The sequence below is a fragment of the Desulfacinum infernum DSM 9756 genome (assembly GCF_900129305.1).
GTDB classification, from domain to species: domain Bacteria; phylum Desulfobacterota; class Syntrophobacteria; order Syntrophobacterales; family DSM-9756; genus Desulfacinum; species Desulfacinum infernum.
Genome location: NZ_FQVB01000004.1, coordinates 1 through 12,270 on the forward strand (window position 1 = coordinate 1; position 12,270 = coordinate 12,270).

The window sequence follows — 12,270 nt, forward strand, 5'->3', positions numbered from 1 at the left end:
GGACCCGTTTTGTCACCTGCTACGGGTTGGTCAACGAATTGGTGGAGGCCAGGCAGGAAAGGTTGCTCCAGCGGCTGATTCAAAAATACGTTCGTTACGACCTGCTGATTCTCGACGAGCTGGGCTACATTCCGTTTTCCAAGGAAGGTTCGGAGTTGCTGTTCCAGGTCCTGGCGGAACGTCACGAGAAGGGGTCGGTGATCATCACAACGAACCTCGGGTTCGCCGACTGGACCCAGGTCTTTGGGGATCCGACCATGACGGCCGCCCTGTTGGATCGTCTCACCCACAGAGCCTACATCATCAACTGCAGTTGGGAGAGCTACCGCCTGAAGCAGAGCCTGAAATCCAAAGGCGGAGCCCGAAACGGTCTGCAGGGAGGGGACAAGGGAAAAACGATGCTCCCCAGGCGCAAGATTACGGATCCTATCCCGGGCCCTGAAGGGGACCAGCGGGAACCCACATGAGTCACCAAGTTGAGCTCCGGGGTGGACGACTTGGGTTTATCGCTTTAGGAGCTCAAGAGGGGCAGAGACCTTTTACCACACCGGGGGCTCCCCGAAAAGGATGCGCCAGGAGGCAGAGGCCGGAGAAACTTCGGTCGCCCTAAGGGCTCCCTTCGTTTCTCCGGCAGTTCACACACGGGTGGAAGGCAGGATGATTCGCCCCTTCTCATCCTCAATGACGCATGGCTCAGGGTGGTCAAAATTGGGTTATCACAGATGGTCAATTTTCGGTTGTCACTCCGACCAGAGTCATGACGGCATTTTTGAACTGGAATTCAGCGCCTTTGGGACCCTCAACCTTTGACGTGATCACCATCAGGGTTCTGGCAATCACGGACATGATGACCACCGCGAACAGTTCCTGCCGGATGCTGTTAGGCGTTTTGCCATGAAACTTCTCGATCTCGAGCACGACCTTCTCGCTTCTGTAGTGGTCTTCTATCGCCCATCGGCGGAAATAAAGCTCAATGATCTCCTCTTTGGGGAATCCGGCTTTGTGGAGCAGATTGGTGAGGAGCACCGAGATCTTTCCTTCGGGGCTCACCAGCCGGATCATTCGCAGTTGGATGACGCCGGCTTTCTTGCGCTGCCGGGTGCTGAGCCCTTTGAGGTAGTTGTTGGAAGGGGTGATGCAAATGTAGTCTTCCTGCCGGCCGCTGCGAACGAAAGCCTCGACAGCTGGGAAAGTGCCTTCGGCCGGACACCGGAACAGGAAGTAACCGTCGTAGTTGTCTCTGAGATAGCTGATGAAATCGAAACTCGGGTATCCGCGGTCGAATAGCAGCACACACCCGGACGGGACAAACGGCAACAGGTCCCGAGCCTGTTCGCGTTCAGATCCATGGATGCTCACGACACTTCTGGCGATGGGAAGACGCCTGAAGACATCATAGGCGGTGGTAACCAGGCACTGAGGACAATGACCACGTCCTTCATGCTGGAGGCCACTTTTGGGATCGAACTCACTTCTCATCTCCTCTGTTGCCGGAAGGTCGTACTTGGAGCCATCGAAAGCGATGACCGACATGGAATGCCACAGATACGAAGGATGACGAGGATAGAAGCTGTAGGCCAGCTCAACGGCACTTTGCAGGATGTGCCTGAAAAGGGTCCAGCAAACCTTTTTCCGAGCCTTAGTGAGGCTGCTCCTATGGATTTGATCGGCTTCGGGCCAAAGGCCGCTTCTCTTGGCAGCCCTGAAGAATTCACCCGATTTGATGTCCACTCCCTTGCTCTTTCCACCGCCTACCAGCGAGAGGATAAAGACGATGAGCTTGGGAAAGGGAAGCTTGCGAGACCGGGTGAAATCTTTGGCGGAGCGTTTGGCATCGGGGGCAATCTTTTTGGGGATAAGGCTTAAAAAACTCGCAAGAACAGAGGCGATTTGGCATGCATTTTCATGGCAGGTTCTGTGCCATGATGCTCATCTCCTTTCCCAATTTTTTACTGTAGGATCGATGTCTTGCTGCCGTCTTTGACAGAAACCAGTATTGCACATTTTGTGGAGAATTGCAATGAAATATTTATGCATTTCAGCGTCTTATGAAAATTACACCCTTAGCGCTGACCCTTAAGTCAACAGCATTGGCCCCCTGCCGCCAGGGGCATGTTTGCCGTTCAGATCGTTCTCGGCATCCTGTTTCTGGCCTTCGGGCTGGTTATCCTCTTTTTTGCCTCTGAAGGCGAGGCCCGGCCTTTCATGGCCTTGTTCTCAGTGATATGGACGGCGAGCTGCCTTGCCATCATTTTCAACGCCGTCCGCGCCTTGCGCTTGGTAAGAAAGGGCAGGATCCAGGTAGCGGAAATGGAAGAGACCGAGCGGCAAGACAGCCGAGATTTCGCCAGGAAACTGCGGGAGCTGGAGGCCCTGCGGGCCGAGGGAATCCTGACCCAGGCGGAATACGAAAACAAGCGGGCCCAGATCATGGGGGAACGGTGGTGAGGAAGGGTATTCCAACGGCGCACGGGTCCTTGGGGCAAAGGGTGCTCTTTTCCGCCTTCGCAGTGCTGGTCGCGGTCATGGTGAGCGCCTGCGCCCTCAACGCCAACTTGGAAAATGCCAGGCAGGAGGCGTCCCGCCGCAATGCGGCCCTGAAAAAGAAGCCTCGGCAAGACGAGGGCGCCAGCACCGCCATCCACAGCCACTGGAAGGAGGAGGTGCTCGGAGTGACAACCGAAAATTGACCATCTGTGATAACCGAATTTTGACCACCCTGAGCCATGCGTCATTGAGGATGAGAAGGGGCGCTTCATCCTCCTTCCACCCGTGTGTGAACTGCCGGGGAAACGAAGGGAGCCCGTAGGGCGACCGAAGTTTTCTGTCAGGCACTAATGACATTGATTTGTTCCTAACAAACCTTCCAAGAGTCCTTGACATTTCAGTCCGGTGGGTGCTAGACGGGACCCGTTAGCCAACCCAACGGTAGGTAGAATTATGGAGCCCCATCTCTTCTCCCCCGCCCGCAACCCGTCGGACAACGTCACCAAGCGCGAACTCTACCGCGTGGCCGCCCGCCTCTTTAAGGAAAAGGGCTACCGCGCCACGTCCATGCAGGACATCGCCAACGCCCTGGGCATCCAGAAGGCGTCCATCTACTACTACATCCGCACCAAACAGGACCTGCTCACGGCCATCGCTCGGGCCGCCATGGAGATGCTCGTGGCCGAAGGGGAGCGGATCGCCGCGGCGCCCCTCCCCCCTGAAGAAAAACTCCGGGAGCTCCTCCGAAGCCACGTACGGCTCATCTGCAGCAACTTGGACCTTTTCACCGTCTCGCTTCGGGAATTCACCCCCGTCAACGCCGGGGACCACTGGCGTGAGGTGGTGGCACTGCGGGACCGCTACGAGGCGCTGCTGCGCGCCATCCTCCGGGAAGGCATGGAAAAGGGCGTCTTACGGCGCCTGGACGAAAAGCTGGTGGGCTTCGCCTTCCTGGGCATGGTGAACTGGACGATCCGCTGGGTGGATCCCGCCGGCGAAAAGAGTCCGGAAGAGATCGCCGCCGCCTGGGAGGACCTTTTCCTGCACGGGGTCAGGGCTGAAGGGGGCGGAGCCGCCGTTCCGCCCAACGCCCGCAATGGGTGAATGGGCCCGCCGAAATCACCCCCAACAACAGCCTGGGAGCGGAGGGGAGCCATGAACTACCAATACCTGGACGTGGAACGCGACGGCCATCTCCTCACGGTCACCATCGCACGGCCGGAAGCCATGAACGCCCTGCACCCGCCCGCCTGCCGGGAACTGGACCGGGTCTTCAACGACTTCCAGGACGACCCGGACCTTGTGGGTGGCGATCCTCACGGGCCGCGGCGACAAGGCCTTCAGTGCCGGAAACGATCTCAAGTGGCAGGCGGAACACGGCGCCGCGGCCCTTCGCCGCGAGATCGACTCGCTGCGGGGCGGCTTCGGCGGCATCACCCGAAGGACCGACTGTTTCAAGCCCCTCATCGCGGCGGTGAACGGCCTGGCCCTGGGGGGCGGCTTCGAACTGGCTCTGGCCTGCGACGTGATCGTCGCCGCCGAACATGCCCAGTTCGGCCTGCCCGAACCGAGGGTGGGGGCCATGGCCGCGGCGGGAGGCGCCTTGAGGCTGCCGCGCCAGATTCCCTACCACGCGGCCATGGGCTTGCTGCTCACGGGCCGCCGTCTTTCGGCCAAGGAGGCCCGGGGCCTGGGCCTGGTGAACGAGGTGGTGCCCGCGGCGGAACTCATGGCCTGCGCCCGGCGGTGGGCTGAGGACATGCTGGCCTGTTCGCCCCTTTCCCTGCGGGCCACCAAGGAAGCGGCGCTCAAGGGGCTGGAGATGCCACTGGGGGAGGCGCTTCGAACGGTCTTTCCCGGCATGGAGGTGCTGCGGTCTTCCGAGGACTACATGGAAGGGGCCCGGGCGTTCGCTGAAAAGCGAAGGCCCGTCTGGAAGGGCCGCTGATCCCGGGGCGTCTTTTTTTTCTTTGCTATTCTACCGTATGGTCGGTCGTATCACGCCGGCCCCCAAGAATCTCGCACAGGAAAGGATGCGCACCCATGGATTTCACCATCCCCGAGAACCTTCGCATGATGCAGGAAACGGTCCGCCGGTTCGTGGAACGGGACCTGGAGCCCATCAGCCGGCAGGTGGAAGACGAGGACCGGATCCCGGAAGAGACGGTCCGGAAGATGCGGGACCTGGGCCTTTTCGGGCTGGCCATCCCCGAGGAATACGGCGGCTTGGGCCTGGGCGTTCTGGGAGAATGCCTCGTCTACCAGGAACTTTCCAAGACCAACGCCTGCTTCCGGAGCCGCATCGGCACCAACAACGGCATCGGAAGCCAGGGGATCGTGATCGACGGCACGGAGGAGCAGAAACAGAAGTACCTGCCGAAGCTGGCCAGCGGGGAATGGACCGCCTGCTTCGCCCTCACGGAACCGGAAGCGGGATCCGACGCCGCCGCCATCCGCACCCGGGCGGAACTTAAGGGGGACCACTGGGTCCTGAACGGCAAGAAACACTTCATCACCAACGGGGACATCGCCGACGTGGCCACGGTCTTCGCCGTGACGGACCCCCAAAAACGCGCCCGGGGCGGCATCACCGCCTTCATCGTGGAACGGACCTTTCCGGGCTATTCCGTGGGGACCATCGAGCGGAAGATGGGCCTTCGCGGGAACCACACGGCGGAGCTGGTCTTCGAAGACTGCATCGTGCCCCGGGAGAACGTGATCGGCGGTGAGGCCATGGTGGGCCAAGGCTTCAAAACGGCCATGAAGGTCCTGGACAAGGGACGCCTCACCATGGGGGCGTCCGCCGTGGGAACGGCGGAAAAGCTTCTGGAGCTTTCCATCGACTACGCCAAGCAGCGGGTGCAGTTCGGAAAGCCCATTGCGGAGTTCCAGGCCATCCAGTTCATGCTGGCGGACATGGCCACCCAGATCTATGCGGCCCGCAACATGCTTTACCACGCCGCGTGGCTCCGGGATCAGCGCGGCACGGCCGTGGTGCGCGAAGCGTCCATGGTCAAGCTCTTCTGTACCGAGATGGTCAACCGGGTGGCGGACATGGCCGTCCAGATCCACGGCGGCATGGGCTACATGAAGGACTATCCCATCGAACGGTTCTACCGGGACGTGCGGCTCACGCGGATCTACGAGGGAACCAGCGAGATCCAGAGGCTGGTGATTGCGCGGGAGCTTCTCAAGTAGGCGAAAATCGACACGGAGAAGGACAAGGCCATGGAAATCAAAAGGATCTTCGTCATGGGGGCGGGCCTCATGGGGAGCGGCATCGCCCAGGTGGCCGCCCAGGCGGGTTACTCGGTGAGCCTGTGCGACGTGAGCCGTGAGGCCCTGGAGCGGGCCCTGAACAACATCCGCTGGTCCGTGGGAAAGTTTGCGGAAAAGGGGCGGGTGACCGAGCCCGTGGAGACGATTGTCGGGCGAATCGAGCCCACCCTGAAGGTGGATCCCGCCGGGGAAGCGGACTTGGCCGTGGAGGCGGTCTTCGAGAACCTGGAGGTCAAGCGGGATGTCTTCCTGCGGCTGGACCAGGTCCTTCCCGCCCACGCCCTCCTGGCCACCAACACCAGCGCCATTCCCGTCACCCAGCTGGCCGCAGCCGTTTCGCCGGGACGGAGGCCGAAGGTGCTGGGGCTTCACTTTTTCAGCCCGGTGCCCATGATGCAGGCCGTGGAGGTGGTGCGGGCCATGACCACCAGCCAAGAGGCCTTCCTGGCCGGGCGGGATTTCGTCCGGAGCCTGGGCAAGGAGCCCATTCTGGTGCACAAGGACGTACCGGGCTTTCTCCTCAACCGCATCAACTTTCCTGCCACGCTGGAAGCCATGCGGCTGGTGGAGGCGGGCGTGGCCACGGTGGAAGACGTGGACAAGGGGCTGCGACTGGCGGCGGGCCGGAAGATGGGCATCTTCGAGACCGGGGACATGGTGGGGCTGGACGTGACCCACGGGGCCCTTCTGGCCATCTTCGAGGAAACCCGGGATCCCCGCTGGTATCCGCCGGCGATCCTGCGCCGTAAGGTCCAACTGGGCCAGCTGGGCAAGAAGACCGGCCGGGGCTGGTACGTCTACGACCAAGAGGGGAACCGGATCGGACCCGCCGACGTGTGAGGAGGATTAGAGGATTAAGGATTAAAGGATTAAGGGGCGGGGCGTCATGGCCAGAGCTTGAAGATGCCCATGAGAACGGTGAGGAAGGAAAAACCGATTCCCAGGGTCTATTGGACGGTGAGGAAATGCTTGTCCATGGCCTGGAACCATTGATCCACGGCCTCGAACCGGGCATTCATTTGCCTTTGGAGGGCTTCGAAACGTTTGTCGATGACCTCGAAGCGCCTTTCTGCGGCTTCGAATCGGGCCACCTCGATTTCCCTCAGGTCCATAAGGGAAAGCTCTCTGGAACGGCGTTCGTTTTCCTGGATGAAGGCAGCGATCTTCTCGGCGAAAAGCTCGTCCGCTTCTCTTCTCAGGATCTGCTGCACGAGGACGGCGATCTTTTGCTCCAGCCCGGCGTCGTCTGTTTGATGGGATACGGCCATGGATGCCTCCAGCGGGGAAATACGTGCAAGTCGGTGGATACACACTCGAGCTATGCCACGGAGGGCCGCGTCCGGCAAAGCGATCGAGCGAGGGACCTCCGTCGCCGCACAACGAACAAGAAAATCCGAAGACAGATAACCGGCAACCGGTCACGAATCACGAGTTACGGAAGATAGCTCACGGATTACGGACAACGGAGAACGGTCATGAAAGACGTGGTGGTGGTGAGCGGGGTGCGGACGCCGGTGGGCCGCTACTTGGGAGCCCTTCGGGACGTGGAGGCCTACGACTTGGCGGCGGTGGTGCTCCGGGAAGCGATCCTCCGGGTGGGGATCGAAGCGGACCAGGTGGACGAGGTGGTCCTGGGGCAGGCCTACCAGAACGGCGAGTACGTAAACATCGCCCGCATGGCGCTCCTCAAGGCCGGCTGGCCCGAATCCATCCCAGGCATCACCCTGGACCGGCGCTGCTGCACCGGCCTGGACGTGGTGCGCTACGGCGCTCTCCTCATCCGCTCAGGAGACGCCCGGGTGGTGGTGGCGGGCGGCGTGGAAAGCATGAGCAACGCCGAATTCTACCTTCCCGGCCATATCAAGTGGGGCGTGGGAGGCCGGAAGGGCATGCCACGGGGTCACGGGGATTTGTCCATCTGGGGCCTTCCCTTCTACGACCGGATCCAGCGGGCCCGGGTCATGTCCCAGCCGGAAGAGCGCTACGGCATCCTGCCGTCCATGATGAGTTGGGCGGAGACCGCGGCCCGGGAAGAGGGCATCAGCCGGGAGGCGTGCGATGCGTGGGCCGCCGAGAGCCACCGAAAAGCCTGTGCCGCCTGGGACCAGGGGCGGTTCGCCCGGGAGGTGGTGCCCGTGGAGGTGCCGGGTCCCAAGGGGCCGCCGGTGGTGCTGGACCGGGACGAAACGCCCCGTGCCGACGCCACCCCGGAGAAGCTGGCGCGGCTCAAGCCGGTGCTGGGAGGCGTCTGCACGGCCGGCAATTCCTCTTCGGAAAACGACGGCGCCGCCGCGGTGGTGCTCATGGACGCCCGCACGGCGAAAGAGTGGGGGCTTCGGCCCATGGCCCGCGTCGTCTCCTGCGCGGTGGCGGGGTGCGATCCCCGGCGCACCTACGAGGCGGTGCCCAAGGCCGTGAACATGGCCCTGGAGCAGGCGGGGCTCGACCTGGAGGCCATGGATCTCATCGAGGTCCAGGAAGCCTTCGCGGCTCAGGTGTTGGCTGACCTGAAGCAGATGGGGATCGGCCCGGATCGATACGACCGGGTGAACGTGAACGGCAGCGGCATTTCGCTCGGCCATCCCATCGCCTGCACGGGCGTGCGCGTCCTGGTGACCCTGCTCCACGAGATGCGCCGGCGCGGCGTGCGCTACGGCCTGGAATGTATCTGCGGCGGCGGGGGGCTGGGCATTGCGGCCATTTTCGAACGGGTTCCGAGTTGATCAGGCTTGTCTGATCGATCTGGTCTAAGTATTGTGGACCCCAAAAATGAGACACCATGTTAAGGTGTATCTTGCGGAGAAAGGGGGGTCCGATGAAGCGGAAAAGGTTCAGCAAGGAATTCAAGGCGAAAGTGGCCCTGGAAGCGCTCAAAGGCCAGCGGACAGCGGTCGAACTGGCTCAGGAGTTCGGGGTCCATGTCAATCAGATCAATCTGTGGAAGAAACAGCTGGTTGAAAACGCAGCCGAGCTCTTTGACCGTCGGGAGGCCAAGAAGGAAAAGAAAAGGGAAAAAGAGCGCGAGCGTCTTTACCAGAAGGTTGGCCAGCTGCAAGTCGAGGTGGACTGGCTAAAAAAAACGACCGGGTATCTCGACTGAGTGTGTCCGAAAAGCGAGCACGGATCGAACCCGATCATCCCGAACTGAGTGTGAGCCGCCAATGTGAGCTTTTGGGGCTTTCCCGTGCGAGTTACTATCGCCGGCCGAAGGAGGAATCGGCGAAAAATCTTGAGCTTATGTGTCGTATCGATGAGATCTATACAGCGTATCCTTTCTATGGAAGTCGCAAGATCCGAGATCACTTGCGCCGCATGGGTTACAAGGTGAACCGCAAAAGGGTGCAAAGACTCATGGGCGAGATGGGCCTGGTTGCGGTGGCGCCCAAGAGGAAAACGAGCATTTCGAATCCTTCTCACAAGATATACCCGTATTTGCTGAGGAATCTTGAGATCAACCGGGTCAATCAGGTTTGGTGTAGTGACATCACCTACATACGGCTTTCCGGAGGGTTCGTCTACCTGACCGTGGTGATGGATTGGTATTCGCGCTATGTGCTTTCGTGGGAGATTTCGGTGACGATGGACGACAGCTTTTGTGTCAGCGCCCTGGAACGGGCCTTACGACGGCACGGCTGCCCTGAAATTTTCAACACGGATCAGGGCTCGCAGTATACGGGCGACGCCTTCACGGGTGTTCTCAAAGACCACGGGATCCGGATCAGCATGGACGGCAAAGGGCGCGCCATGGACAACATCATGGTGGAGCGATTGTGGCGGAGCCTGAAGTATGAAGACATTTACCTTCGTGATTACGAGACGGTGGAGGATCTCATCCAAGGACTTCGGAGGTACTTTGAGTTTTACAACAACGAACGTCCCCATCAGAGCCTGAAGGGCAGAACACCGGCGGAGGTTTACCAGGGGAAAGCCCTAGAGAATGCGGCATGAATGGAGCCTTCCGAGCCGTCGCGGAGGGCCGCCTCCGACGAGCCACGGTTGGGCCCATTCTCGGCGCCCCTCCGCGACTCGGTCTTCTGGCAAGGGGACGTCCCTTGGGGCACATTGAAAAGCCGGGTACTCAATCCGAGACCAGGTGCAAAGGAAACAGGAAGCGGGAGCGTCAAGAACCGAGACAACACCTTAAATTTCTCCAAACGTTGTCTTGACAATGGGGTCCACCTTAAAGAGGCAACATAGCGAAGCCACCAAAGAAGGAGAACGAGCATGTCTGACGTAGTGTTGATGGAATACCGAGACGGGGTTGCATGGATCACTCTTAACAGAGAAAAACTGTTTAACGCGATCAATACGGCCATGATGAAGACCCTGGTTTCCCGTCTTAAAGAAGCGGAAGCGGAAAAAGATGTGGGGGTAGTAGTGATTACCGGAGCCGGCAGAGCCTTTTGTGCCGGCGGCGACCTGGAGGAGATAAACGCCCTTGGTACCGCCCCGATTGATGACCGGCGAGGTTATTTGAACCTTTTTAGGGAAATGATCGTAACCATCAGGAGCCTGTCCAAGCCGGTGATCGCCGCCGTCAATGGCTATTGCATCGGAGGCGGAAACGAACTGAACGTTGCTTGCGATCTAAGTATCGCATCAGAAAAGGCCAAATTCGGCCAGGCTGGGCCGCGCGTCGGATCGGTGCCGCTGATGGGAGCTACCCAGATCATGCCTTTGCTGGTTGGTGAAAAACGAGCCAAGGAGATCATCTTTCTGTGCCGAACCTACAGTGCGCGGGAAGCGGCAGAGTTGGGCTGGGTTAACAAAGTAGTTGCCCACGATGACCTGGTACCAGAGACGCAAAGGTGGTGCGATGAGCTTCTGGTTATGAGTCCCACCGCATTAGCTATGGCTAAGAGAAGCCTCAACGCCTTTTACCAGCTGGCCTACCAGTCCATGGAAGAGGGTATGGAAGGACTCGCTTTGTTTTGGGGAACGGATGAATCACGGGAAGGAATACTGGCCTTCAAGGAGAAACGGAAACCGCAATTCAGAAAATATCTTTGAGGATGCGAGAAAAGATCATGAAAGTTGTTGCGATCAACGGTAGTCACCGGAAAGGGAAAAACACCGCTGCCATGCTGCACCTTGTTTTGGAGGGGACTGAAAAGGGCGGTGTTAAGGCGTAATTACTGGAATCTGTGGATTATCGGATCGATTACTGTACATCGTGCAACCAGTGTTTGCGCAAGCCGCAATGTTCCATCGAGGATGATGACATGGTGCAACTGGCCGATAAACTGCAATCCGCGGATGCCATCGTTAGCGGCTCTCCCGTGTATTTCCGCAATGTCACCGGCAGACTCAAGGTATTTATGAATCGAACCCGTTGGCTCCACATGAAGAAGAACCTTCTCGAAGGCAAACTCGGGGCGGCGATAGCTCACGCGGCATTACGAAAATGCGGCCAAGAAATGACCCAGCTACTTATCGAAGGTTTTTTGCTCTCCCACGGTCTTCACATCGTTGAAGCATGCGAACCGAACCGGCCGATCTAGAATTCGGCAATAATGGGAACCATGTTCGATGGGCTGAACGAGGGCCGGTTTCGCTGGAAGAAAAACGTGTTGGAGGATGAGTTGACGGTGGAAATGTGCCGGGCGCCGAGGCGAAATCTCTTGGGCAAGTCAGGCTTATTGAAACAATAAAGAGCCGGGAGAGGGCGTAACAACATCCGACATGATGGGGTTAGCGGAAAAGGGGGTGTGATGATGTTTGAACTTAATGGCAAGGTGGCCATTGTGACGGGAGCGGCACGTGGCATCGGCAAGGCGATTGCGCGGGTACTTGCCGTCCAGGGGGCGCAGGTGGTTGTGGCGGATATGCTGGAAGAAGAAGGACAGCAAACGGTGAAGGAAATAACTCGCGACGGCGGGCGGGCCAAGGCTGTTGCCGTCGACGTGACGGATCTTGACCAAGTGCAGGCCATGGTGCGCCAAACCAGGAACACCTTCGGCCCTGTGGATATCCTGGTCAACAATGCAGGCTGGGACAAGATGCAGCTCTTTACTGAGACCACGCCGGAACTCTGGGACAAAATCATCGCCATCAATTACAAGGGAGTGCTCAACTGTGTTTCCGCCGTGCTGCCCGAGATGATGAAAAGAAAGCAAGGAAGAATCATCAGCATCGCTTCTGACGCCGCCCGGGTGGGAAGTACGGGAGAAGCCGTCTACGCTGGAGCCAAGGGAGCGGTGATCGCCTTCAGCAAATCCATCGCCAGGGAAGTGGCCCGCTATCAAATCACCGTCAACGTGGTCTGTCCCGGCCCGACCCCGACCCCTCTCGTGGAAGGAATGATCCAGGAAAGTGAACTGGCCAAAAAGGTTTTTCCCGCCATGGAAAAGATCATTCCCCTGCGGCGCATGGGAAAGCCAGATGAGATCGCTGCGGCCGTCGTGTTTCTCGCTTCCGACGATGCCGCCTTTATCACCGGGCAGACGCTTAGCGTCAGCGGCGGCCTGACGATGGCGTAATCTTCTGCCCCAGTTGGCGAATAAT

13 protein-coding genes and 1 pseudogene are annotated in these 12,270 nt (G+C 59.4%); 12 read left to right on the plus strand and 2 right to left on the minus strand.

The features are described from left to right. Nucleotides 1–467 (plus strand): ATP-binding protein (locus tag BUB04_RS01065; RefSeq protein ID WP_218588340.1); only part of this gene is annotated, 467 nt, incomplete at its 5' end. Between the two features lie 259 nt (nucleotides 468–726). Here BUB04_RS01065 and BUB04_RS01070 read toward each other — a convergent pair. After that, nucleotides 727–1,890: an IS4 family transposase gene (locus BUB04_RS01070; RefSeq protein ID WP_143156307.1), complete on the minus strand. Its 1,164-nt coding sequence runs from the start codon at nucleotides 1,888–1,890 to the stop codon at nucleotides 727–729. Between the two features lie 420 nt (nucleotides 1,891–2,310). Between BUB04_RS01070 and BUB04_RS19550 the strand changes: the two genes are divergently transcribed. The 6 genes and pseudogenes from BUB04_RS19550 to BUB04_RS01100 all read left to right on the plus strand — a co-directional run bounded on the left by BUB04_RS19550 (nucleotide 2,311) and on the right by BUB04_RS01100 (nucleotide 6,606). Continuing rightward, a complete protein-coding gene (locus BUB04_RS19550; protein ID WP_218588341.1) occupies nucleotides 2,311–2,448 on the plus strand; it encodes an SHOCT domain-containing protein in 138 nt (45 codons plus the stop codon). Continuing rightward, a complete protein-coding gene (locus BUB04_RS01080; RefSeq protein ID WP_143156308.1) occupies nucleotides 2,442–2,690 on the plus strand; it encodes a hypothetical protein in 249 nt (82 codons plus the stop codon). The genes BUB04_RS19550 and BUB04_RS01080 overlap by 7 nt, the downstream gene beginning before the upstream one ends. 250 nt (nucleotides 2,691–2,940) lie before the next feature. Continuing rightward, nucleotides 2,941–3,591 carry a TetR/AcrR family transcriptional regulator gene (locus BUB04_RS01085; protein ID WP_073036151.1) on the plus strand — a complete coding sequence of 217 codons (651 nt, stop codon included), beginning with the start codon at nucleotides 2,941–2,943 and terminating at the stop codon, nucleotides 3,589–3,591. Nucleotides 3,592–3,642: 51 nt separating this feature from the next. After that, nucleotides 3,643–4,435: pseudogene (locus tag BUB04_RS01090) on the plus strand (enoyl-CoA hydratase-related protein). 95 nt (nucleotides 4,436–4,530) lie between these two features. Continuing rightward, nucleotides 4,531–5,685 (plus strand): acyl-CoA dehydrogenase family protein, encoded by a 1,155-nt coding sequence (locus BUB04_RS01095; RefSeq protein ID WP_073036153.1) that lies wholly within the window; start codon nucleotides 4,531–4,533, stop codon nucleotides 5,683–5,685. Nucleotides 5,686–5,715: 30 nt separating this feature from the next. Continuing rightward, nucleotides 5,716–6,606, plus strand: a complete 891-nt coding sequence (locus BUB04_RS01100) for a 3-hydroxyacyl-CoA dehydrogenase family protein (protein ID WP_073036155.1) — start codon at nucleotides 5,716–5,718, stop codon at nucleotides 6,604–6,606. Between the two features lie 107 nt (nucleotides 6,607–6,713). Here BUB04_RS01100 and BUB04_RS01105 read toward each other — a convergent pair whose 3' ends face one another. Next, the gene (locus tag BUB04_RS01105; RefSeq protein ID WP_073036157.1) at nucleotides 6,714–7,034 is read right to left on the minus strand and encodes a hypothetical protein; all 321 of its coding nucleotides are present in this window, start codon (nucleotides 7,032–7,034) and stop codon (nucleotides 6,714–6,716) included. A 207-nt stretch (nucleotides 7,035–7,241) separates the two neighbouring features. On the opposite strand from BUB04_RS01105, the gene BUB04_RS01110 reads away from it, so the two are divergent. The 5 genes from BUB04_RS01110 (at nucleotide 7,242) to BUB04_RS01135 (ending at nucleotide 12,245) form a co-directional block, all read left to right on the plus strand. Continuing rightward, nucleotides 7,242–8,489: a thiolase family protein gene (locus BUB04_RS01110; RefSeq protein WP_073036159.1), complete on the plus strand. Its 1,248-nt coding sequence runs from the start codon at nucleotides 7,242–7,244 to the stop codon at nucleotides 8,487–8,489. A gap of 92 nt (nucleotides 8,490–8,581) precedes the next feature. Beyond that, a protein-coding gene (locus tag BUB04_RS01120) for an IS3 family transposase (protein WP_435051093.1) occupies nucleotides 8,582–9,714 on the plus strand; the annotation gives its coding sequence in 2 pieces (ribosomal slippage) (nucleotides 8,582–8,863 and nucleotides 8,866–9,714; 1,131 coding nt in all). Between the two features lie 276 nt (nucleotides 9,715–9,990). Continuing rightward, nucleotides 9,991–10,776 carry an enoyl-CoA hydratase/isomerase family protein gene (locus BUB04_RS01125; protein ID WP_143156309.1) on the plus strand — a complete coding sequence of 262 codons (786 nt, stop codon included), beginning with the start codon at nucleotides 9,991–9,993 and terminating at the stop codon, nucleotides 10,774–10,776. Nucleotides 10,777–10,910: 134 nt separating this feature from the next. Next, nucleotides 10,911–11,267, plus strand: coding sequence for a flavodoxin family protein (locus BUB04_RS19555; protein WP_218588343.1), 357 nt, complete (start codon nucleotides 10,911–10,913; stop codon nucleotides 11,265–11,267). Nucleotides 11,268–11,477: 210 nt separating this feature from the next. Further along, complete coding sequence (locus BUB04_RS01135) at nucleotides 11,478–12,245, plus strand: SDR family NAD(P)-dependent oxidoreductase (RefSeq protein ID WP_218588344.1); 768 nt, start codon at nucleotides 11,478–11,480, stop codon at nucleotides 12,243–12,245. Nucleotides 12,246–12,270 lie beyond the last annotated feature (25 nt).